Consider the following 23,358-nt stretch of genomic DNA (forward strand, 5'->3'; position numbering starts at 1 on the left):
TACAAAGTAGGATAACAGATATTAATTATTGCTATATCAATTAATCATTAGGTTTTAATAATGAAAGCGACATAGTAATAAGTTTTTCTACGGTGAAACCGAAATGTTTAAATAATTGGTCCGCAGGAGCAGACTCACCAAAGCTATTCATACCCATAACTAACCCATCAATTCCTACGTATTTACGCCAGTAATCACTAATACTGGCTTCTATCGCAATGCGATGGCGAATGTGATTGGGTAAAACACGCTGCTGGTATTCTAAGGGTTGTTGGTCGAAGGTATCTGTTGATGGCATCGAAATGACATTCACATTAAAACCTTGTTCTGTCAGTTGTTTCCATGCTTCAACCGCTAACGTGACTTCAGAGCCTGTCGCAATTAATAGTAATTCAGGGGCTTCACTATTACTGCGTAAAATATATCCGCCTCGAGCGATATTGGTGAGCTGTTCGGGAGTGCGCGAATACTGTATTAGGTTTTGACGGGATAACACAAGTGCTGTTGGGTTCTGTTGATGAATGATAGCCTGCTTCCAAGCCACGGCGGTTTCTACTTGGCAACAAGGGCGCCATACTGACAAATTAGGTGTTGCACGTAGTGACACAAGTTGCTCAACAGGTTGATGTGTTGGGCCATCTTCACCTAAGCCAATTGAATCATGGGTATAAATAAGCACTTGCGGTAATTTCATTAATGAGGCCATTCTCACGGCATTTTGTGCATATTCCGAGAACATCAAAAAGGTTGCCGTGTAAGGGCGGAAACCGCCGTGTAATGCAATCCCATTTGCGATGGCGGTCATACCGAATTCTCTGACACCATAATGAATATAGTTGCCAGCAGGTTGTTTATTAATCGGCAGTGAACCAGACCAATAGGTAAGGTTGCTTGGGGCTAAGTCTGCGGAACCCCCGATTAACTCAGGTAAAATAGGGCCAATAATATTTAAGGTATTTTGTGATGCTTTACGTGTAGCTATCGTTGCAGGGTTATCATTTAATTTTTGAATAAAATTATCAATGATATCTGTAAATTTTTCAGGGAGTTGATTAGATAATCGTTGAGTTAGCTGCTCAGCGAGTTCTGGGTATTGTTTTGTGTATTCTCGTAATGCTTGTTCCCAACGTAATTGTTGCTCAGCACCACGTTCTAGGGCATTCCAAGGTTCATATATGTCATCAGGGATCACAAAAGGAGGGTACTCCCAACCCAGTTGTTGGCGAGTCAGAGCTATTTCATCTTGTCCGAGTGGCGCGCCATGAGAATCCGCTGTACCTGCTTTATTAGGAGAACCGTAACCAATTGTGGTTCTACACATAATGAGTGTTGGTTTCGTAGTTTGTTGGTGAGCTTGTTCAATGGCCGCTTTGATTGCGGGTCTAGAATGGCCATCGACTTGGCGAATAACATGCCAACCATAGGCTTCAAAACGCTTTGCTGTATTATCAGTAAACCAACCTTGCGTGTTACCATCAATAGAAATGCGGTTGTCATCATAAAATGCAATGAGCTTATTGAGTTTTAACGTTCCCGCTAATGAGCACACTTCATGGGAAATCCCTTCCATTAAACAGCCATCACCTAAAAATGTGTAGGTATAGTGGTCGACAACGGGGAAACCAGAGCGATTAAATGTAGCTGCTAGGGTTTTTTCTGCGATTGCCATACCAACCGCATTGGCGATGCCTTGCCCCAGCGGGCCTGTTGTGGTTTCAACACCGGGGGTATAGCCTAATTCGGGGTGACCCGGTGTTTTGGAATGGAGTTGTCGGAATTGTTTTAAATCATCAATGGATAACTCATAGCCTGTTAAATGAAGCAAGCTATAGAGCAGCATTGAGGCATGGCCGTTTGATAATACAAAGCGGTCACGGTTAGGCCAATGCGGGTCCGCGGGGTTGTGCTGTAAATAATCTCGCCAAAGAACTTCAGCAATATCAGCCATTCCCATTGGGGCTCCGGGGTGGCCTGAATTAGCTTGTTGTACGGCATCTATTGAAAGAAATCGAATGGCATTGGCTAATTTATTTTGTGGTTGAGTGGACATTACAAAGCTCCCAAAGTAAAAGCGCCTAAAGTAAAACTAACGTTCCCCATTTTCATACTCACTGATTCGAGCCACTTTTGGTGCCGAACGTCCTCCTTCATAATGGGAAGCCAGCCATGTATCAATAATGCTTTTTGCTAATTCAGGGCCAATTACTCGTGCACCAAAGGTAATAATTTGTGCGTCATTACTTTTTTGAGCTCGTTCAGCGGAGTATGTGTCATGGCACAGTGCTGCACGAATTCCCGTGACTTTATTGGCAACAATGGACATACCAATTCCGGTACCACAAATTAAAATACCGCGCTGGTGCTTGCCTTGTACGATCGCAGTGGCAACCGCATGGGCAACATCAGGGTACATTTCGTCTGCAACCCCAGTGTTTAAACAGTAATCAGTCACTTCAATGTTTAGTTCTGCTAAGTGAGCTTTAATCAAATCTTTCATTTCAAATGCAGCGTCATCCGCGCCAATAGCAATAGATAGCATGATAGAGATCCTTATTGTTGAACAAAAGTTCATAAACCAATCAAATGTACTATTTAGAAAATAGGATCTTATGAACAAATAATCAATAGTTGAACATATGTTTTTATTTTTATGATGATGAATTCTGTGATCTACAGCTTTAAATTTAATTTTTTTTGCAAAAAAGGTAAAAAACAGTCGTTTTAAGGCGATTTTATGAGAATTTTTGCACTGAATCACACTTTGACACTCTCACTATGGGCAAGGATGAAGAAAAGAAGGTATGGTTAATTTGTATCTTCATTGAACTTATGTTCATTTTACAAACCGCCGAGGATAGAACTATGTGTGAACACTGTGATTCAAAAGCAACGATGAGCGCAGGCATTCCAGAAAAAATGAAAGCCGTGGTTGCTTATGCACCAAAAGACTACCGTTTAGAAACTGTCGATGTCCCTAAAATTAGTGAAGAAGAAATTTTGGTTCGCGTAGAGGCTTGTGGCATCTGTGCGGGTGATGTGAAAGCTTTTGAGGGTGCCCCTAGTTTTTGGGGAGATGCAGAACAGCCCGCTTATATCAAGGCGCCAATGATCCCTGGGCACGAATTTATTGGCCATGTCGTAGGCTTTGGGGCAAAAGTGGAAGGTTTTGCATTAGGTGATCGTGTTATTTCTGAACAAATCGTACCTTGTTGGGAATGCCGTTTCTGTAAACGCGGCGAATACTGGATGTGTGAAAAACATGACTTGTATGGCTTCCAAAACAATGTAAATGGCGGTATGGCGCAATATATGAAATTCACCAAAGAAGCCATCAACTACCATGTGCCTGTCGAGATGCCAATTGAAGACGCTATTTTGATTGAACCTTACGCCTGTTCTTTACATGCCGTGCAGCGTGCCAATGTCAAATTGGGAGATGTCGTTGTGCTTTCTGGCGCAGGAACATTAGGCCTAGGCATGATTGGGGCAATTAAAAAATCCGGTGCTGGTAAGTTAGTCGTTCTGGATTTATTTGATAAACGCCTTGAATTAGCGAAAGAATTTGGTGCTGATATCGTATTAAACCCGAAACGTGATGATGTCGACAAAATTGTCAAAGAGATGACTGAAGGTTATGGCTGTGACATTTACATTGAAGCAACGGGGGCGCCTAAATCGGTTGAGCAAGGCCTGAAGATGATCCGTAAATTGGGGACTTTTGTCGAGTTTTCTGTATTTAAAGACCCAGTGACAGTGGACTGGAGCATTATCAGTGACCGTAAAGAACTGGATTTATTAGGTTCTCACCTTGGCCCATATTGTTATCCACTAGTGATTGAAGGTATTGGCAATGGTGATTTCCCAACCAAAGGCGTGGTGACGGATATTTTACCTTTAGATAAGTTTGCGGAAGGTTTTTCAATGATGGCGAAAGGCGACCCGCACATTAAAGTGGTTCTCGACCCGAACCTGTAGAGCTGTCGTGGGTTGAAAAAAAGACGAAATTAAAAATATAACGATAAAAATTGGACCTGAATAAATGTCACCCTACCAAGGCTTGTTATTCAGGTCCTAACCCAGCGAATAAGCACTGAGGTCAACAATATGATAATCAATAAACTGTCTAAAGTAACGGGGTTTTCACCAAAGTTACTACTTGGCTATTTTGGCGTCCTGATCTTTATGATGGGGGAAGGCCTAGAACAAGGCTGGCTGTCACCTTTTATAATTAGCCGTGGAATGAGTATTGAAGAATCTTCATTACTATTTAGTGTGTATGGTTTTTTTGCTGCTGTGGCCGCGTGGTTATCCGGCGTATTAGCTGAAATTTATACCGCTCGTCGTGTGATGATTTTTGGTTTTGTGATGTTTGTGATTGGCTCGGTTATTTTCTTATCTGTTGGCTTACCGAGTAACAGCCTGTCTATCATGATCCCGACCTATGCACTGCGTGGTTTTGGTTATCCCATGTTTGCCTACGGCTTCTTAGTTTGGGTAGCCTATGAGGCACCAATTAAAAAATTGGGCTCTGCTGTCGGGATCTTCTGGTTCGTTTATAGCGGCGGGCTGGGTGTTTTAGGGGTGATGTATTCGAGTTATGCGCTGCCAGTGTTAGGTGAAATGGCAACGTTATGGAGTGGACTGATTTTTGTCACTATCGGGGCATTTATTGCTATTGCACTTAACCGCAACAAAGCGGGAGATACACCAGAGGCACCGAAAGAAAAAGTATCGCTCAGCTATGTATTCAAAGGGATCACTATTGCGTTTGAGAACCCAAAAATTGGTTTAGGTGGCATTGTTCGTACCATTAATACCTCGGCAGCATATGGTTTTGTGATCTTTATGCCAATGTTTCTTGCTGACTTTGGTTTTTCCCGCACAGAGTGGTTACATATCTACGCAGCACTTTGGACAGTGAACATTGCTTTTAATCTGATCTTTGGTGTTGTCAGTGACCGCATCGGTTGGCGCAATATTGTAATTTGGTTTGGTTGTGTCGGCTGTATGCTTTGTACCTTAATGTTTTACTACGTGCCTTATTATTTTGGGCACAGTTATACCCTGATGATGATAGCCGCTGGCTTATTTGGTGCGTGCCTCGCAGGATACGTACCACTTTCAGCCATCATGCCGAGTTTAGCGCCTGAAAATAAAGGTGCTGCCATGTCAGTCCTTAATTTAGGCGCCGGTTTAAGTACGTTTGTCGGGCCTGCACTTGTTGGGCTCTTTATTAGTAGCGTAGGTGCGTTTGGCGTGATTTGGATTTTCTCGGGGCTCTATTTATTTAGTGCGATATTGATGAAATTTATTACTGTGCCGGAAGAATTACTTGAACAGTCGGCAAAGATGCAGCTAACACCAGAAAATAAGTAAAAGAGGGAATTATGAACAGAATCATTAATGAACCTGATCTTGTTGTTGAAGATGCAATTCAAGGCTATTTGAAAGCGCACCCTGAATATTTTGCACAAACAGATAACGCGCGGGTTCTAAAATACCCAAAAGCACCAATACAAGGGAAAGTGGGCATTGTCACTGGTGGTGGTTCAGGTCATGAACCTGCGTTTTTAGGCTACGTAGGTGAAAATATGCTAGATGCGGTGGCGATTGGCGAAATTTTCTCCTCGCCAACGGCTGGGGCATTTTTAGATGCGTTCAAAGCCGCAGACAGTGGGGCAGGCGTTGCTTGCTTATATGGTAATTACGCGGGCGATAACATGAACGTTAAGATGGCGATGAAAAAAGCCGAAAAAGCGGGTATGCAAGTCAAAACCGTGGTCGCTACCGATGACGTCGCTTCAGCACCTGCCAGTGAAAAAGAAAAGCGTCGCGGCGTTGCGGGTGAAATTCTTATGTGGAAAGTGGGTTCTGCCGCAGCAAGTAAAGGCTATGATTTAGACGGTGTGATTAATGCGGCACAAAAAGCGATTAATAACTGCCACTCTATTGGTGTTGGGCTAACGTCTTGTACCATACCTGCGGTGGGTCATCCCAATTTTCATATTGAAGATGGGATGATGGAGCTCGGTATTGGTCATCATGGTGAACCAGGCATTGAAATTATGCCAATTCAATCCGCAGCGCAAATGGCAAAAACCATGTTAACGCCAATTTTAGATGATATGCAGGCAAAGCAAGGTGATGAAGTTGTCGTATTAGTTTCAGGGTTAGGTGCCACTCCCGTGATGGAGCTGTACATCTACTATGCAGAGGTTGAAAAACAACTCAGTGAGAAAGGTGTGCGTATTGTTCGTAACTATGTTGGTAACTACTTTACCTCATTAGAAATGATGGGGGTAACACTGACATTAATGAAAGTGGATGATGAATTGAAAACGTTGATGGATGTTCCTGCGTATTCATTGGGTTTAACACAGGTCAAATAAGGAGACAACTATGCAAGTTATTTCAACGGGCAACGGTAAGGAAATTACCCTTGATTTAGTGAACATTATTGTTTCTAACCGTGAATATCTAAGCGAAATTGATGGTGCAATAGGGGATGGAGACCATGGCATCAATATGGCGAAAGGCTTCAACTTATGTGCTAAAGCAATTGCAGACCGTGAATTATCACTCAGTGAAGGGTTTGAAGAAATTTCTGATGCGTTGATGGAAGGCATTGGTGGTTCAATGGGGCCACTTTATGGCAGCTTCTTTATGGGGATGTCAGACAGCATTTCAGGGAAAAATGCGTTATCACAACAAGATTTCCTCGCTATGTTAAAAAATGGGTTATCTGAACTGCAAGATATCAGTAGCGCGACAGTGGGGGACAAGTGCTTAATGGATACATTGATCCCCGCAGTTAATGCTTTTGAAGAGGCAACAAAAGCAGGAAAAAACTTTAAACAAGCGCTTGATGCGATGCAGGCCGCCGCCGTTGCAGGCCGTGATTCCACGGTAGATTTAGTGGCTAAAATTGGCCGTGCAAGCCGCCTTGGTGAGCGTTCAAGGGGCGTGTTAGATGCAGGCGCGACTTCTTGTTGTTTATTATTATGTCAATTAGCGCAAAGTGTTGAAAAACAGAGCGCATTAACCAATGCATAATTGTTTTATATAACTCTTTTCGTGGATATATAGACAAAAACTATTGCTATATATCCACTCTCTTTTATAACTCACTTATTAATTGCCACTAGAAACGCTATACTAAAACCTTATCATCCTTGTTGCGATTAACACCAATAAAGAGGAAACCACTATCTTATGGATAGATCACAAACATCTTCCGAAATCGAGCTACTGACTGAAATTGCGATAGCTTATTATCGTGATGAAATTACTCAGGAAGAGATCGCCAATAAGTTTGGTATATCGCGAATTAAGGTAGGGCGCTTACTTAAGCGAGCAAAAGAAGAAGGGATTGTTGAGATCAATGTTCGCTATCACCCTATTTTTAGCACTCAGCTAGAGCAACAGCTACTTTCTCGCTTCCCGATTTCCCGTGCGTTGATTGCCCTCGACCATCCCGATGAAGAAGAACAACGCTACCAAGTTGGCACATTAGTCGCTAATTATTTATCAACAACATTACGAGACAACATGATAGTCACGGTCGGCCAAGGCCGCAATGTTGCGGTAGTGGCTGATAGCGGTGGGGCAGTTCCTGAAAAAGATTGCCGTTTTATTTGCGGAATTGGCGGAACCCACCGGCCGGGAGATTCCATCAATGCGGACCATATCAGCCGCCGCTTAGCGAAGAAATTTGGTGGAACCAGTGAAACTTTATACGCGCCTGCCTATGTTGAAAATAATGAATTAAAACAATCATTTATGAAAAACGGCACCATTAAGGAAACGCTCGATCGCGCCCGTAAAGCGGATATAGCCCTAATTGGTATTGGCGATATGAATGAAGACAGCTATATGGTCAAACTAGGTTGGTTTACACCGCGTGAAATTGTTGATGCGAGTTTAAATCAAGGGGTAATTGGCGATATTGCCGGTTATGATTTTTTTAATGCGCAAGGGCAGCATGTTGATACAGTGATGAATGACAGAGTGATTGGCCTAAGCATAGACGAACTCAAGAAAATCCCTTGTGTAATAGCGATTGCTTCCGAATCCTCTAAGGCTATGGCCATTATGGGGGCACTGCGTACGGGAGCGATTGATATTATCGCAACGAGTGCGAGTAATGTGCGGACGATTTTGAAGATGTCCCAATAGCTCGTCATACTTCAAGCTGTCGCGTTGTTGACTAGGTTCATTTGTTTGTTACCTAGCTGTAATTAGAATCATTCATGCCATCTATTATAAAATGGGTTTACATAACCTAATGAGTTACCTTATTATTTTAAAATATATATGGGAGATGGCATTCCTCCATTTTACAAAACCGCCCGTAGAGGGCTAATGATGCCTACGTTAACCTATTGATTAGATAGGGTACGTAGGTATTATGTGCCCTAATTTAGGGCATAAATGATCTATACTCGTCATACTTCGAGTATAACTGGGAGACTTTCCTTTCATTTATCCCGCCAAACATTAAAGGAAGTTTCTATGTATGCCTCATTATTTGCAATAGCGATTGGTTCAGTGCTTGGCGGATGGCTAAGATGGTTTGTTAGCTTAAGACTCAATCACCTTTACCCAAACATTCCACTAGGCACTGTCGCGGTCAATTTGCTTGGTGGCTTTGTCATTGGCTTTGCCATTTCGTATTTTGCCAATGCAAATATTAGTCCTGCCTATAAATTATTCATTGTGACGGGTTTCTGTGGTGCATTTACCACCTTTTCGACCTTTTCACTCGAAGTGCTGGTGCTAATCCAAGAAGGTAAATTGGGCTTCGCCATTAGTACCATCGCCATCCACGTAATTGGGGCGTTGATTTTTACCTTACTCGGTATGCTGTGCCATAACTGGCTGACACAGGGATAATTTATTTATTTGCTAATAATTGATGTGCAGTGGCTTCATCGGTCACTAAGCCTGTTACCCAACTGCCATTCATAACAGCTTGAATTGCTTTTGTTTTGTGCGCGCCACCCGCAAATGCGATCACAGGCTTATTCGGGGAGGGGAACAGTGGTACACTGGTGTGAGTGTCATCCAAAGTTGTAGAAAGTCGCTCGCCATTAGCTTGGATAAAATGCCCCAATAACTCCGCGGCTACCCCTTTTTCTAATAGCATTTCCAATTGTTCATCTGTGACAAAACCTTCGGAATTGAGTGGACAGCCTTTGCCGACTTCACCAATACCAATAAAGGTAATATCTGCATTCAGGGCTTTTTCCGTGACTTCCTTATACACGCGATGTTGGCACCACATTGCTTTATCTTCTGGGCTATCGGCGTACAGTGGCGCAGGTAGAATATAGTGTCGGCATTGTAATTTTTCTGCAAAACGTAATGGAATATCATAGCGTGTTGCTGAGCTATCACGGGCAATAGCGCCTATTAATGAAACACATTGGTGCTGGGAGGTTTCTAGATAAGGAAGGGCATCAATAATACTGCGTAATGTTCTACCTGAACCAATACCAATAATTTGAGGCTTATCGGGGTCGATTAATTGTTCCATGAGCTCAGCACCGGCCACTGAAATCATATCTAGCGTCGCTTCTGTATCAAGTTGCCCTGACGGGACAACAAAGCAATGTGTTAGGTGATACTTTTGCTGGATTTCATTAGCGAGTTTTAAACATTCAGTAATCGGGTGCGTGATTTGCACCTGAACCATACCTTGTTCTTTTGCTAGAGAAATAAGGCGTTGGGCGACTTGTCTCGATAGCCCAAGTTCATGTGCAATTTCCTGTTGTGTTTTGCCTGCCACAAAATATAGCCATGCCGCACGTGCAGCTTGTTCCATTTTTTTTAATTCTTTCTGCATGGACATTCTCCTGCTGGTTTCGCTTATTGTAATTCTGGGCAATTGTTTATTAAAAGGGCAAAAGTCAATACTGTGAGCATTATCGCAGTAATTGTGATCAGATTGAAACTAAAATATAACAAACGGGCATATGCCCAAAAAAATAGCAATTATTTAATTTTAGGTTAAGGAGTCACAATGCTAAAGCAGAAATCAGTGTGGATGCACATCGGTGCTGGGTCATTTCATCGTGCTCACCAAGCGTGGTATTTGCACCGTTTGATTCAACAAGGGGATGATAGTTGGTCAATTGCCTTAGGGAATATTCGCAATGATGCGAATGCATTGCTTGATAACTTAGCCAAGCAAAATGGGGAATATACCCTTGAAACAGTCTCACCTGAAGGTGAGCGTCATTATGAAAAAATTACTTCAGTGCGCAAAGTATTACATTGGGATGAGAATTTAAGCCAATTAGTGGAACAAGGCTGTGATAAAGCAACACGTGTTATTGCTTTCACGGTCACGGAGGCGGGCTATTATTTAACCCCACAGCATGAATTAGATGCAGAACAGCCAGACATTAAAGCCGATTTAACGGGCAGAATGAGCACAATATACGGTTCATTAACACAAATTTTACGCGCACGTTTAGCGGCTCATGGTGAACCTGTCACTTTGTTAAACTGTGATAATTTGCGCCACAATGGCGAACGGTTTAGACACGGCTTTTTATCGTTTCTACAATTAAAAGGTGAAACTGAGCTATACCAATGGGTGAAAGAAAATACGCGTTCGCCGAACACTATGGTTGATAGGATCACGCCTCGCCCAACACCAGATGTTGCTGAGCGTGTTAAACAGCAAACGGGTTGGGATGATAAAGCACCTATCATGGGAGAAGCATTCATTCAGTGGGTGATTGAAGATGACTTTATTAATGGACGTCCTGCATTAGAAAATGTCGATGTAGAAATGGTTGAGTCCGTTTTACCGTGGGAAGAAGCGAAAATTCGTATTCTGAATGCAAGCCACAGTTGCATTGCTTGGGCAGGAACCTTAATCGGTTTGAGCTTTATTGATGAAAGCACCCGCCAATCTGCTATCAAACAAATGGCATGGAATTATGTGACGCAGGATGTGATCCCGTCATTGTCACCAAGCCCCCTTGATTTAGAACAATACCGTGATGTAGTACTCGCGCGCTTTAGTAACCCGTATATTCAGGATACTAATCAACGTGTTGCTGCCGATGGTTTATCAAAAATTCCGGGTTTTATCACGCCAACTTTACAAGAATGCTATCAGCGCCAGCAGACTCCGGCTGCGACGGCTGTGCTACCCGCTTTATTTTTCGTGTTTTTACAGCGCTGGGCTCGTGGTGAATTACCTTATGAGTATCAGGATGGTGTGCTGGATGTCGAGCTATATCAAAAAATGATGAATAGTAGTGATGCATTGTCGCAATTTGTCTCCAGTGAAATGCTATTCGGTTCACTTGCTCATGCTACCGAATTCCACGAATTGATGAGCAACACCGTTGAAAAAGTTGAAAATTGGCTCAAGTCACCTCAACAACCTCTGTAAGGAGAAAGGCGATGTACCTCGGAATTGACTTAGGCACTTCAGAACTTAAGGCTGTATTAATTAATGCTCAGGGTGAAATTGTTGCCTCAAGCCATATGGCATTAACAGTACAAAGGCCACATTCTCAGTGGGCCGAGCAATCGCCAGATAGTTGGTGGGAAGCCACCAATGCGGTTGCCGCTACCTTGCGCCAAAAAGCCCCAGAAGCATGGGCGGCAGTAAAAGCGATTGGCTTATCGGGCCAAATGCACGGTGCGGTATTATTAGACAGCCAGCACCAAGTACTTCGCGACTGTATTTTATGGAATGACACCCGCAGTGCGAAGGAATGTGAATGGCTCATGGAAAATCACCCTGAGTTTCTAACGATTGGCGCTAATTTAGTGATGCCAGGTTTCACAGCACCTAAATTATTGTGGGTTGCACGTCATGAGCCTGAAATATTCAAACAAGTTGCCAAAGTGTTGCTTCCTAAAGATTATTTACGTTGGAAAATGACCGGTCAATTTATCAGTGATATGTCTGATGCTTCAGGCACATTGTGGCTGGATGTGGCTAAGCGTGATTGGTCAGATGAATTATTAGCGGCAACTAATCTAACGCGTGAACAAATGCCGGCTTTAGTTGAAGGAGCTGAAAAAAGTGGTGTGTTACGGGCCGATTTAGCTTCGCAATGGGGTTTAAGTGCAGATGTGATTATTGCTGGTGGAGGGGGGGACAATGCAGCCTCTGCAGTGGGCGTTGGCGCAATTAATGATGGCGATGCTCTGATTTCTTTGGGGACATCTGGTGTTATTTTTGTGGTTAATAATCAACTACAAGCAGCACCACATCAGGGTGTCCATGCTTTTGCTCATGCATTACCAAATCGCTGGCACCAAATGAGTGTGATGTTAAGTGCCGCCAACTGTTTACGGTGGCTTTGCCAACTTCTTTCTACAACTGAAAATCAGCTAATGGAGGAAGTGGGGAAATTGACCGATGACCAGAAGAAGCTAGCGCCTGTATTTTTGCCTTACCTCTCAGGGGAAAGAACGCCTCATAATGACCCCTACGCAATGGGCTCATTTTTTGCGTTAAGAAATGAAACAACGCGTGCTCAGCTTGGTTATGCGGTGATTGAAGGTGTGACCTTCGCCCTGGCGGATGGCATGCAGGTTTTAACGCAAACAGGAACGCAAATTAGTCGGTGTAGCTTAACGGGGGGAGGAGCACGTAGTCCTGTTTGGGCGCAGCTGATTGCTGATGTTATCGATATACCAATTGTGACCCACCCAGCGAGTTCATCGGGAGCTTTAGGTGCGGCTCGTTTGGCATGGCTGGCGGACGGCGGTAATACAGAAACCGTGTGCCAAAAACCAGAGGTGTTAAGTACCTATTTACCGCAGAAACAGTACCAAACTTGGTTAAATCAACGGCTTGATGTTTTCCGTTTATTATACCAACAGCAAAAACAAGCAAGGGAATTATTGCCACAGTAGGCGAGTGTGGCGGTGTTTCCCTACACATCACCGCCACAGCTATCTCTTCGCGATTGATTAAAATAACAAAATTAAAATGAGGAAACTGCAATGGAACAGAAGCAGTATTGGCTTGGTCTACCTAAGCATTTGTTCTGGGGTTTTATTGCTATCGCTATTTTTATGAGTGGTGATGGCTTTGAAATGGCTTTTCTATCAAAACATATTACTGATTTAGGGTTTACACCGGCACAATCAGCGATGGTATTTACTGTCTATGGCTTAATGGCCGCTGTTGCGGCGTGGGCATCTGGTGTTGTGGCTGAAATTATCACCCCCCTAAAAGCCATGATGATCGGGTTCATTCTCTGGATTGTCATGCATGCATTGTTTATGGCGTTCGGTCTGGGCATGAAAAGCTATACCTTGATGCTACTATTTTACGGCATTCGTGGATTAGCTTATCCATTGTTTATTTATTCATTTATGATGATGTTGGTGCAAGTCATTCCTCGAGCACATCTTGCTGCCGCTACCGGTTGGTTCTGGGCGATGTATTCTGTCGGAATTGGTGTCATTGGTAGCTATTTACCTAGCTTTTCAATCCCAATGATGGGGGAAACGGGAACATTATGGATGGCAATTGGTTGGGTCGCTATTGGTGGCGCAATTGCTTATTTTAGCCTGCGTCATATTCCAGTTGATCGCTCTAAAGTTAATTTACCAATGAAAGATAAAATGGCCGAGTTATCCCGAGCTGCGACTATTTTATTCACGAATAAAGATATCTTTATGGCGAGCCTGATCCGGATTATCAACACAATTTCATTGTTTGGTTTTGCGATTATCATGCCATTATTATTTGTTGATCGCTTAGGGTTCACCATCTCTGAATGGTTACAGATTTGGGCCGTTTTCTTCTTTGTGACTATTTTTACGAATATTTTTTGGGGAATTGTTGGTGAACATATTGGTTGGGTTCGCCAGGTCAGATGGTTTGGTTGTTTAGGAATGGCAATATCCAGCTTAATGTTTTACTACTTACCCGTTTATTTTGGTCATAATTTTGCCATCGCATTAATACCTGCCATTTTATTGGGTATCTTTGTGGCTGCTTTTGTTCCAATGACTGCGGTATTCCCAAGTATTGAGCCACATCATAAAGGTGCTGCAGTTTCGATTTATAACCTTTCTGCGGGGTTAAGTAATTTTGCCGCACCAGCAATTGCCAGTTTAGTATTGCCTTTCTTTGATATTGTGGGTGTGGTGTGGGCCTATACAGGTTTGTATATCTTTGCAGGGATACTGACATTCTTTATTAAAGTGCCACAACCCGGTTTTGAAAATAATCGTAAAATAAAACCAGCTAAGGTGGCGACTGAACAACAAACCAGTCATTAATTTACTTTACCTAATATCATCAAGCCCTGTAGATAGTGAATTATCTATGGGGTTTTTTCTTTATTTAATTCACCTCTATTATTGAGACAAACTAAATTGGACATGAAGGGATATCGTCCTTTTCAAGGGTAATATAAAGAGAAACGGTTTAAAAATAAAATAAAGTAGAATGTTTTATATAAATAGAAATCTGAATCATATTTATAAGGTGATTTTTCATCTTATTGCGATAATTATTGAAAATACAGCGCTGGACAATAGAATATAATTTCATAGATTAAAAAAACAACTATAGTCGATTTGTTTATAAATAATTACTTAAATGACATAAAATATTAACTTCTAAACCTGCATTTAGAGAATATTAAGGTGCTTGTCCCATTTCAATGTTATATCTGACTATTTAATTCATAGCTTCCCATTATTCCAAGCTGTTTAAATCCGGTTTTACTCTCTATACATCTGAATTTTCGGTGTTATGATGAATTTTGTTGCAAATTCGTGTGTTTGCAGCGAAATACTCTCTATATTGGTGTTTTATTGCGCCAAATAAAATTTATAATCCAATCTTAATTAAAATTAATAGTTTGTAATACTAAAAAATAATCTAATAAAAAAAGATAATTGCGGGGAAAAAGTTATGTCACAGATGTTAGCTCTGTTTCTGATAGTAGGGATATTATATATAGGGGATGCTATAGCCGTTAGAACTAAGGCGTGGATCCCATCTGTATTTGTATGTGCAGTGCTCTTCCTTTTAGGTTATTGGACTATTTTCCCGAAAGATATTGTGAGTATTGCGGGTATTCCTCAGGTGGTTGCGGTTACCTTGATGTATTTGTTAATTACAAATATGGGGACCTTATTATCGCTAAAAGAATTATTGCGCCAATGGAAAACCATTCTTATCTCTTTAGCTGGGATTCTAGGCATCATTTTATTAACCTTTATTGTTGGTATAACCTTATTTGATTTAAATACGGTATTAGTTGCAGTTCCTCCGTTGGTTGGTGGTATTGTTTCTTCGTTAATTATGTCAAAAGGTGCTGCGGAGGCAGGTCTTGTTGATCTTTCGGTTTTCGCAATTTTAATTTACGTCATGCAGGGGTTTGCAGGTTATCCATTAACTGCGGTGATGCTAAAAAAAGAAGGACGCCGAGTTTTAGAAAAATATCGCAATGGCCAATGGCAAGAAACCTTAACGGTAGACGGGGCAAAAGAGGTCGAAGTTAAAACGGTGGTACCTGAAGATGAAATGCCACGTATGTTTAAAAAAATCCCTAATCACTATAACACGAGCTATTTTAAGTTCTTACGCTTAGCTGCGGTAGGCTATTTGGCTTATTTGGCCTCATCTTATGCTGCCCCTTATGTCAGTATTAGCCCATTTGTATTGTGCTTATTATTTGGTGTTATTGCTTCTTCATTGGGTTTCTTAGAAAGACAGCCGTTACAAAAAGCTAATGGCTTTGGGTTCGCAATTATGGCCTTAATGTTGTTTATTTTTGATACATTAAACCACGCAACCCCCGATATGTTATTACGCCTAGTTTATCCGATGGTGGTGTTAATTAGTGCAGCGGTTATTGGGATGTACCTTGCATCTTGGGTGGTTGGTAAAATATTAGGCGTCACCAAAGAAATGGCATTTGCTGTTGCGCTAACTGCGTTATATGGCTTTCCAGCTGACTACATTATTACTAATGAAGCGATCAACGCGTTAACGAAAGACGAAAAAGAACGCCAAGTATTAACTGGCCATATGTTAGGGCCAATGCTAGTTGGTGGCTTTATTTCTGTGACCATGGTTTCTGTCGTATTAGCAGGTATTATGGTGGCTTATATTGTTCCAATTGCAGGGTAAAAATAATGGAAACAAGTACTTCAAGAATTCAGCGCCATTTAGAACAATTGGCAGAATACACCGCAACGCCGGGTCAGGGTACTACGCGGATGAGCTATAGCGAACAAGATAAACAAGCGCGTGATTATCTAAAACAAGAAATGCGCGCCTTAGGATTACACGTTCGTGAAGATGCTATCGGCAATATTTATGGGCGCTTAGAAGGCCAGCAACCGGATTTGCCTGCAGTCATAGTCGGTTCACATTTTGATTCGGTCCCTCACGGTGGGGCATTTGATGGTCCTGCGGGAATTGTCGCCGGTTTGGATGTTGTGGCGCGTATTCGAGAACAAAATTTAACACCGAAATATCCCTTAGAAGTGATTGCGTTGGTTGAAGAAGAAGGTACCAGTTTTGGTCGTGGTTTGATGGCTTCGAGTGTAATAACCGGCCTGATTGGTACGAAAGAATTATATCAGTTAAAGGATAGGCAAGGCGTGAGTGCTGCTGCACGCATGGCCGCAGCTGGGTTCAATGCAGACAATGCAGCGCAAGCAGTTCTTAATCCTAAAAATGTCAAAGCGTTCTTAGAGCTACATATCGAACAAGGCCCAGTGTTAGAACAGGCGAATGAAGATGTAGGGATCGTAGAAACTATCGTAGGCATCAGCCAGTTAGAAATTAAATTGACAGGTAAAGCAGGCCATGCAGGTACCACACCGATGAATATGCGAGCCGATGCATTAGTGTGCGCTAGCCAAATCATTAGCCAAATCCCTGCGCTAGCAACGGCAGTGGGGGATAATACGGTGGCGACTGTGGGGCGGTTAGCGGTATTGCCGAATGGGGCTAATGTCATCCCAAGCGAAGTCACTTTTAGCGTTGATATTCGTTCCAAAAATGATATTGCGTTACGCAAGGTGATTGAGCAAGTTATTGAGTTAACTGAGCAAGTTAGCAATTCATTAGCTATTTCAAGCGATATTGTTCAGCCGTTATATGTTCAGCCAACGGAGCTCAATAGTGATATTCATCAACTGATGCAACAACATGCTAGCGACCAAAACTTACGTTTTCGTTCAATGGTCAGTGGCGCAGGGCATGACACTATGATTTTTGCAGGTATTACTCAAACAGGATTGATATTTGTGCCAAGTCGTAATGGGTTAAGCCATCATCCAGATGAATGGACGGATTATGCACAAATTGCAAGAGGTGCAGATGTGATGTTTGCTACTGTTAAGTCATTAATAGAATGCTAATTAATAAATAAACCAGGTAAATCATCTGGTTGTGTAATAGGGTAAAAAGGTAGAAAAATGATCAACAAAACAATTACAGCGGCAATCAAAAAACACACACCGGAAATGATTGCTTTTCGTCGTGATCTACACGCTCACCCTGAACTACCGTTTGAAGAAATACGTACTACAAAACGTATTGCAGAAGAATTAGACAAAATTGGAATAGCGTATCGATTAACCGAACCGACAGGTGTTATTGCTGAAATTAAAGGCGGTAAGCCAGGTAAAACAGTTGCTCTGCGTGCAGATATAGACGCATTACCCGTTTTGGAATTGAACGATTCATTAGAATATAAATCGACTATTGAAGGTAAAATGCATGCTTGTGGCCATGATGCGCATACGGCAATGCTATTAACCGCAGCTAAAGCGTTGTATGAAGTACGTGAAGAATTAGCCGGTAATGTGCGTTTGATTTTCCAACCCGCAGAAGAAATTGCTCAAGGCGCATTAGCCATGATCAAACAAGGCGCAATCGAAAATGTGGATAACGTTTTTGGTATGCACATTTGGACAACCACACCATCAGGAAAAGTATCTTGTAATGTGGGAGGCTCTTTTGCTTCCGCAGATTTACTAAAAGTCACCTTTAAAGGCCGTGGTGGTCATGGTTCTATGCCAGAGGCCACCATTGACGCTGCGGTTGTTGCTTCTGCATTTGTCATGAATTTACAAGCGATTGTTTCCCGTGAAACGTCTTCTTTAGACTCAGCCGTGGTCACGATAGGTAAAATGGATGTCGGGACACGTTTCAATGTTATCGCTGAAAATGCAGTATTGGACGGCACGGTACGTTGTTTTGATATCGAAACTCGTAACCGTATCGAAGCTGCGATCCGTCGTTATGCAGAGCATACAGCGGCTATTTATGGGGCGACTGCGCATGTTGATTATATCTATGGGACATTGCCTGTTATTAATGAGGAGCGTAGTGCGCTACTGGCTCAGTCAGTGATTTCACAAGCTTTTGGTGAACAAGCTCTGATTAATGAAAGACCGACACCGGGCGGTGAAGACTTCAGCTTCTACATTGAAAATATCCCAGGGTGCTTTGCTTTGTTAGGCACAGGAAATGCCGAAAAAGACACTCAATGGGCGCATCATCATGGCTGCTTTAATATTGATGAAGACACGATGGCGACAGGGGCTGAACTTCATGCGCAATATGCGTGGAGTTATTTACAGCAACAGGAATTTTAATTGAGTATGTTAATGCTATTAGGGCTAGTTATTTTGCCAATACCGGGGTTACCACTAGCCCTACTGCCTATTTATTTTGCCTATTAAGATTGGTTAAAACTGCGAATAGCGGCCTATTGTATGGCTGCTATTTGTCGTGATGAATAAAAATAGCTTCTCTTAAACGCTGTTGTTGTTCAAAACGTTGTTCTTGGTTGATTTGCTGATCATGGGATAGCTGCATTAGCATTTCATTCATATTATGAACTGAGCTTTCTTCAATCAGTTGATTTATTTTTTCAACAATTTCATCATAGTAGGACATAAAGCAGGCTCCAATTAATATTCACTAAAGTTATCATAACGCAAAATTTAATGGGTTAGATAGGTGATTAATTCTGTTTATCGATCACCATAACTGCCATCGTATTGGGTTCTAAGGCTCGCATTATATGCGGCTCATCTCCGGGGTAGTGAATATAGTCCCCAACCTGTAACTCAACAGGGTTATCCAATGGGCCGACTAACGCTCTGCCGGACATAATAATGATGTGCTCGCTGACACCATGCATATGAGGCTCTGAAATACGGTCACGACCGGGCTGGGCAACCACAGTATAAATATCACGTCGCGAATCTGCAGGGGCTGATGAGAGCAAAAAGGCCAAATAGTTCGCGTGTTCAGCGCTGACCGGTATCGCCTCCCCATGACGGATCACAGTGACAGCCTCTTGTTTTTCTTCAATTAATCGCGCAAAAGGAATGTCTAAAGCCACACAAAGTGCCCATAAAGTTTCAATGCTTGGGTTACCGCTACCAGATTCCAATTGAGAAAGTGTAGATTTAGCGATACCGGCTTTGCGAGATAGTTCTGATAGGGATAGCCCGCTTTTTTGTCTTTCACGACTAAGGGCTTTCGAAATCAACTCAATGGGCGGGGAAGGTAGATTCAATGTTAATTTTCCTATTTAGATTGCACTTTATACTATCTATCGACATAATGAACGAATGTATTATATATCGAACGGTCTAGGGATGCTAACTTCAATAAGCTCAACATTAAATCATAGCACAGTGAAAAATATAGCTCTTGTCTGTTTTGCTGACTTAATTGTCGGGATTTCTTATGGCGCATTAGCGCTTTCGCAAGGTTTTGATTGGTGGGTACCACTTACTTTATCTATTTTAGTGCTCGCAGGGGCGTCTGAGTTTTTGTTTATTGGTGTTATTTTTGCAGGAGGTAGCCCGCTTTCTGCTGCACTTGCGGGGTTGTTAGTCAATTCACGACATATCCCTTTTAGTTTTGCAACTAACGAATTAACGGGGAAAGGAGCGAAGTCATTACTGGGCTACCATATTATGAACGATGAGAGTGTTGTATTTGGTTTAGCACAAGAAACTGAATCAGAAAAACGCGCAGCTTTTTGGTTGTGTGGGATCGGTATTCTATTGTGTTGGCCAATAGGTGTCGTGATAGGTGAGGTATTGGGTAGCTTTATTAGTGATACGCATATATACGGGATGGATGCGATGTTTCCTGCAATCATTTTAGCGCTTTCATTGCCTGCGTTATCGGATAAACGCCTGCGGTTAACTGCCATTATTGGTGCAGTTATTGCGGTTGCAACCACACCAGTATTACCCGCGGGGATCCCTGTATTACTGGCATTATTGAGCTTGGTTATTTATATAAGGAAATAATAATGACAAATAACCCATGGTTAATTATTAGCGGTATTTTGTTGTTGGCGGCAGGTACTTATTTAATGCGAGCGTCAGGTGCTTTGTTGCGCGGCCGAGTGGTACTTTCTGAAAATAGTAAAATGTTATTTTCAGCAGCAGCCATTGTCATTTTATTCTCAGTGGCAGCGACGTCGACATTATTTTCCGGTGATGAGATTTCTGATTGGCCTAAAATTGTAGGCGTGCTGGTAGCAGGGGTACTAACGTGGTTTAAAAAGCCATTTATTATCATTGTTTTGTCAGCTGCGATTGTGACTGCGTTACTTAGGTTATTCTAAATAAGGTTATTCTAATTAGAGTTAATCTGAATAGCGCATATTTATATAGCTTATATAAGCTAGAGCAGATAAAAAAGTGACCCCGACTTGAAGAGAGTTGGGGTCACTGAAATTTACTCAGTGAGATCTTTTATTGTTTCAGAAGAGCCATTTTTTTGGACAGAGGCAATCCCTTTTAGCGCAGATTGCTTGGAAGCATACATTTCACTTTTAGCAATCACTTCATGATTTGCTGCTTTTAAAACGAAATAGTAAGGCTGAGCAACGTCTTTAGTGGATTTTTTTAATTCAAAATACCCCATGTTAAGCTCCTGATTTTCTATTGAAAGGATGTCAAACAAAGTGTTAATAGGTAGCTGATATTAACAATCTGCTTGAATTAAGATTAGTCGCTATTAGGTGTTATTACTAGGGGAAAAGATTCAATTCGGATAAACTTTTTTTAAAAAAAAGCCTCTGGGAAGCAGAGGCAATCGTAGGATATATAGAACTCTTTATTATCTGACTAAAATATCGGCTTTTTCTTGTAACAGCTATCTGGTTGTACTTATCGATATAAAAGGTTTTGCCGATAACTTCATTAATCCTCATTGATACTAACTGTTACTTTGCAGTTGGAGCACCAATTGGTTCTGGTGTTGGCATGGTATTCATTGGTTTAAATTCAGGGACTTCCATCACTGTAACTTTGACAATATAGCGTTTGCCATCTTCAATTTTAGGCGCACTATTGGCCAGTTTTTTTACAGTTTCATTCGGTGTCGTCGTTTGTTCTGCAACGCTGTATACCATATTGTGATGGTTACCCATGTGCTGACGAGGCATTTTTTGGTTCACACCATTTGCTGCCGCAGTAAAACCGACGGTTAATAATGCTAAGGCTAATAAGCTTGTATTTAATTTTTTCATTTCAGTTTCCTCTGTATTGGTGATGAGCAAATCATTGACCAATTCATTTCGTCTCGCAATTGCTTTTACCTCCCCTGACGGAAGCTCCATAATTACTGCACTTTTTATTCAAGCTTATTCCATAATTTTTATAAAACAGTAGGTTAGTAGACGATAATTTACTTTTTTAGACCACTTGTGCTAATGCAAATTTCAGTGCTGGAGACATCAAAGGGGATAGTCTAGGATGGTAAGTTAGGTTCAACAAAACTCTAACAAAGTGAGTGTGTATGTCAGATAAAAAAATTCCCCTTTCGTTGCTCGACCTTGCACCAATCATTCAGGGTTCGACAGCGAAAGAGGCCTTTGCTCATTCTCTTGATATTGCCCAACTAGCCGAAAAACTCGGTTATCATCGTTATTGGCTTGCGGAACACCATAATATGACAGGGATTGCAAGTGCGGCCACCTCGGTATTAATCGGCTATCTTGCTGCTAATACGCGCACTTTACGTTTAGGTTCTGGTGGTGTCATGTTACCGAATCATTCACCGTTGGTGATTGCAGAGCAATTTGGCACGCTAAATACACTTTACCCTGAACGTATCGATTTAGGCATAGGGCGTGCACCAGGAAGTGACCAACGGACGATGCAAGCTTTACGTCGCCATATGAACACGGATATCGATAATTTCCCGCAAGATGTAGCGCAAATTATTAATTGGTTTGATGCCATAAACCCAGATCCAGCAGTGCGTCCAGTACCGGGGTTTGGCGAAAAAATTCCAGTTTGGTTGCTAGGGTCGAGTTTATACAGTGCAAGGTTAGCTGCGCAGATGGGGCTCCCTTTTGCTTTTGCCTCTCATTTTGCACCTGATTTGCTATTACAAGCGTTGGATGTTTATCGTGCTAATTTCCAGCCATCGCAGAGACTACCTAAGCCGTATGCAATGGTTTGCATCAATATCATTGCCGCAGAGACTCAACGTGAAGCGGAATTTTTATTTACATCGATGCAGCAAGCCTTTGTCATGCTACGTCGTGGCCAACCCTCTCAACTTCCTGCACCAGTCGAGAGCATGGAAAACATTTGGTCACCTGCCGAGGAATTTGGTGTTCAACAAGCATTAGGGATGTCACTGGTAGGGGATAAAACCAAGGTACGCCATGGGTTGGAAACGATATTGAGGCAAACTCAAGCGGATGAAATTATGGTTAATGGCCAAATTTTTGATCATCAAGCTCGTTTGCACTCTTTTGAATTAGCGATGCAGGTAATGAACGAAATTATGTAATGTATATAGCTGAGCGGTTAACACCAGTGCAAGGACGCATTTTTCAGACTTGATGCAAAAAAGAGATAACCCAGAAAAATCTGGGTCATTGACGGCTAGCAAGCTATTTGTGGTTGATGAGGCTCTAAGGGGGGTAAACCGTGAGCAGCACGCGCTCTATCGCAGGCTTCGTTGTAAACACCGTCCTGCCAAGATTGTTCGAACTCACGACACGGTGTGGGTCTTTGTGCATAAATCGAACAAGACACACACTCACCAATAGTGCCCTCTAAAGCAGTACAGCGGGTATTTTGTTTTTGATTGGTGCCATGCATACAACTCATAAATGGGGTAATTTGCTCAGTTAAATGTTGTGGTACAACACCACCGCCACTTTCTGCCTCAGCCCAATAAAAAGAGACACGAAAATAGGCACAACATGCACCGCAGCTTACACAAGGGTTTTCAGAAGACGCAGTTTTTAGGATATGGACATTATTAGTCATATTAAAAAACCATAAATGATGTTGATAAAATACCCATAGGAAATGGGTTGACGCAACACAAGCAGGAAGCTC

At 42.1% G+C, this 23,358-nt stretch carries 23 protein-coding genes and 1 riboswitch; of the genes, 15 read left to right on the forward strand and 8 right to left on the reverse strand.

All coding sequences use genetic code 11. The annotated features are described in order from the left end of the window. Positions 1-40: 40 nt before the first annotated feature. Both tkt and rpiB read right to left on the reverse strand, forming a co-directional pair. Positions 41-2,050 (reverse strand): transketolase, encoded by a 2,010-nt coding sequence (gene tkt / locus PR683_RS02160; RefSeq protein WP_164528923.1) that lies wholly within the window; start codon positions 2,048-2,050, stop codon positions 41-43. A gap of 36 nt (positions 2,051-2,086) precedes the next feature. Beyond that, positions 2,087-2,539 carry a ribose 5-phosphate isomerase B gene (gene rpiB / locus PR683_RS02165; protein ID WP_109911228.1) on the reverse strand — a complete coding sequence of 151 codons (453 nt, stop codon included), beginning with the start codon at positions 2,537-2,539 and terminating at the stop codon, positions 2,087-2,089. A 323-nt stretch (positions 2,540-2,862) separates the two neighbouring features. Between rpiB and PR683_RS02170 the strand changes: the two genes are divergently transcribed. The 6 genes from PR683_RS02170 to crcB all read left to right on the forward strand — a co-directional run bounded on the left by PR683_RS02170 (position 2,863) and on the right by crcB (position 8,892). Beyond that, entirely contained in the window at positions 2,863-3,975 is a 1,113-nt protein-coding gene (locus PR683_RS02170) for an MDR/zinc-dependent alcohol dehydrogenase-like family protein (RefSeq protein WP_272581648.1), read from the forward strand. 129 nt (positions 3,976-4,104) lie between these two features. Next, on the forward strand, positions 4,105-5,376 hold the full coding sequence (locus PR683_RS02175; RefSeq protein ID WP_109911229.1) for an MFS transporter: 1,272 nt from the start codon (positions 4,105-4,107) through the stop codon (positions 5,374-5,376). 11 nt (positions 5,377-5,387) lie between these two features. Continuing rightward, positions 5,388-6,389, forward strand: a complete 1,002-nt coding sequence (locus tag PR683_RS02180) for a dihydroxyacetone kinase subunit DhaK (protein ID WP_004910269.1) — start codon at positions 5,388-5,390, stop codon at positions 6,387-6,389. A 10-nt stretch (positions 6,390-6,399) separates the two neighbouring features. Continuing rightward, entirely contained in the window at positions 6,400-7,053 is a 654-nt protein-coding gene (gene dhaL, locus PR683_RS02185; protein WP_109911230.1) for a dihydroxyacetone kinase subunit DhaL, read from the forward strand. Between the two features lie 159 nt (positions 7,054-7,212). Then, positions 7,213-8,175 carry a sugar-binding transcriptional regulator gene (locus tag PR683_RS02190; RefSeq protein ID WP_004910275.1) on the forward strand — a complete coding sequence of 321 codons (963 nt, stop codon included), beginning with the start codon at positions 7,213-7,215 and terminating at the stop codon, positions 8,173-8,175. Positions 8,176-8,307: 132 nt separating this feature from the next. Continuing rightward, a riboswitch (Fluoride riboswitch) is annotated at positions 8,308-8,378 on the forward strand. A gap of 133 nt (positions 8,379-8,511) precedes the next feature. Further along, positions 8,512-8,892, forward strand: coding sequence for a fluoride efflux transporter CrcB (crcB, locus tag PR683_RS02195; RefSeq protein ID WP_004910278.1), 381 nt, complete (start codon positions 8,512-8,514; stop codon positions 8,890-8,892). 1 nt (position 8,893) lies between these two features. Here crcB and PR683_RS02200 read toward each other — a convergent pair whose 3' ends face one another. Beyond that, positions 8,894-9,844: a sugar-binding transcriptional regulator gene (locus tag PR683_RS02200; RefSeq protein WP_210845024.1), complete on the reverse strand. Its 951-nt coding sequence runs from the start codon at positions 9,842-9,844 to the stop codon at positions 8,894-8,896. A gap of 177 nt (positions 9,845-10,021) precedes the next feature. Between PR683_RS02200 and dalD the strand changes: the two genes are divergently transcribed. The 6 genes from dalD (at position 10,022) to PR683_RS02230 (ending at position 18,618) form a co-directional block, all read left to right on the forward strand. Then, positions 10,022-11,410 carry a D-arabinitol 4-dehydrogenase gene (gene dalD, locus PR683_RS02205; RefSeq protein WP_272581649.1) on the forward strand — a complete coding sequence of 463 codons (1,389 nt, stop codon included), beginning with the start codon at positions 10,022-10,024 and terminating at the stop codon, positions 11,408-11,410. Between the two features lie 11 nt (positions 11,411-11,421). Beyond that, positions 11,422-12,891 carry a xylulokinase gene (xylB, locus tag PR683_RS02210; protein ID WP_115167400.1) on the forward strand — a complete coding sequence of 490 codons (1,470 nt, stop codon included), beginning with the start codon at positions 11,422-11,424 and terminating at the stop codon, positions 12,889-12,891. 90 nt (positions 12,892-12,981) lie between these two features. Then, positions 12,982-14,271, forward strand: a complete 1,290-nt coding sequence (locus PR683_RS02215; RefSeq protein ID WP_004910288.1) for an MFS transporter — start codon at positions 12,982-12,984, stop codon at positions 14,269-14,271. A 640-nt stretch (positions 14,272-14,911) separates the two neighbouring features. Then, on the forward strand, positions 14,912-16,135 hold the full coding sequence (locus PR683_RS02220) for a hypothetical protein (protein WP_109911234.1): 1,224 nt from the start codon (positions 14,912-14,914) through the stop codon (positions 16,133-16,135). A 5-nt stretch (positions 16,136-16,140) separates the two neighbouring features. Next, positions 16,141-17,376, forward strand: coding sequence for a Zn-dependent hydrolase (locus PR683_RS02225; RefSeq protein ID WP_109911235.1), 1,236 nt, complete (start codon positions 16,141-16,143; stop codon positions 17,374-17,376). Between the two features lie 57 nt (positions 17,377-17,433). Continuing rightward, the gene (locus PR683_RS02230) at positions 17,434-18,618 is read left to right on the forward strand and encodes an amidohydrolase (protein WP_004910295.1); all 1,185 of its coding nucleotides are present in this window, start codon (positions 17,434-17,436) and stop codon (positions 18,616-18,618) included. 127 nt (positions 18,619-18,745) lie between these two features. Here PR683_RS02230 and PR683_RS02235 read toward each other — a convergent pair whose 3' ends face one another. Next, positions 18,746-18,922 carry a DUF2526 family protein gene (locus tag PR683_RS02235; protein WP_004910298.1) on the reverse strand — a complete coding sequence of 59 codons (177 nt, stop codon included), beginning with the start codon at positions 18,920-18,922 and terminating at the stop codon, positions 18,746-18,748. A 67-nt stretch (positions 18,923-18,989) separates the two neighbouring features. After that, a complete protein-coding gene (locus PR683_RS02240) occupies positions 18,990-19,550 on the reverse strand; it encodes a helix-turn-helix domain-containing protein (RefSeq protein ID WP_004910302.1) in 561 nt (186 codons plus the stop codon). A gap of 82 nt (positions 19,551-19,632) precedes the next feature. Between PR683_RS02240 and PR683_RS02245 the strand changes: the two genes are divergently transcribed. Both PR683_RS02245 and PR683_RS02250 read left to right on the forward strand, forming a co-directional pair. Next, positions 19,633-20,298, forward strand: coding sequence for an AzlC family ABC transporter permease (locus PR683_RS02245; RefSeq protein ID WP_004910304.1), 666 nt, complete (start codon positions 19,633-19,635; stop codon positions 20,296-20,298). A 2-nt stretch (positions 20,299-20,300) separates the two neighbouring features. After that, a complete protein-coding gene (locus PR683_RS02250; protein ID WP_004910308.1) occupies positions 20,301-20,618 on the forward strand; it encodes an AzlD domain-containing protein in 318 nt (105 codons plus the stop codon). Positions 20,619-20,731: 113 nt separating this feature from the next. Here PR683_RS02250 and PR683_RS02255 read toward each other — a convergent pair whose 3' ends face one another. Together PR683_RS02255 and PR683_RS02260 are read right to left on the reverse strand one after the other, a co-directional pair. Then, positions 20,732-20,920, reverse strand: coding sequence for a YegP family protein (locus PR683_RS02255; RefSeq protein WP_004263611.1), 189 nt, complete (start codon positions 20,918-20,920; stop codon positions 20,732-20,734). A 301-nt stretch (positions 20,921-21,221) separates the two neighbouring features. Then, positions 21,222-21,617 carry a hypothetical protein gene (locus tag PR683_RS02260; protein ID WP_109911236.1) on the reverse strand — a complete coding sequence of 132 codons (396 nt, stop codon included), beginning with the start codon at positions 21,615-21,617 and terminating at the stop codon, positions 21,222-21,224. 179 nt (positions 21,618-21,796) lie between these two features. Here PR683_RS02260 and PR683_RS02265 point away from each other — a divergent pair, with 179 nt between their 5' ends. Then, a complete protein-coding gene (locus tag PR683_RS02265; RefSeq protein ID WP_164528921.1) occupies positions 21,797-22,801 on the forward strand; it encodes a luciferase-like monooxygenase in 1,005 nt (334 codons plus the stop codon). Between the two features lie 95 nt (positions 22,802-22,896). Here PR683_RS02265 and PR683_RS02270 read toward each other — a convergent pair whose 3' ends face one another. Next, positions 22,897-23,286: a YkgJ family cysteine cluster protein gene (locus PR683_RS02270; protein WP_004910319.1), complete on the reverse strand. Its 390-nt coding sequence runs from the start codon at positions 23,284-23,286 to the stop codon at positions 22,897-22,899. Between the last annotated feature and the right edge of the window lie 72 nt (positions 23,287-23,358).

This window comes from Providencia sp. PROV269 (assembly GCF_028477785.1).
GTDB classification, from domain to species: domain Bacteria; phylum Pseudomonadota; class Gammaproteobacteria; order Enterobacterales; family Enterobacteriaceae; genus Providencia; species Providencia rettgeri.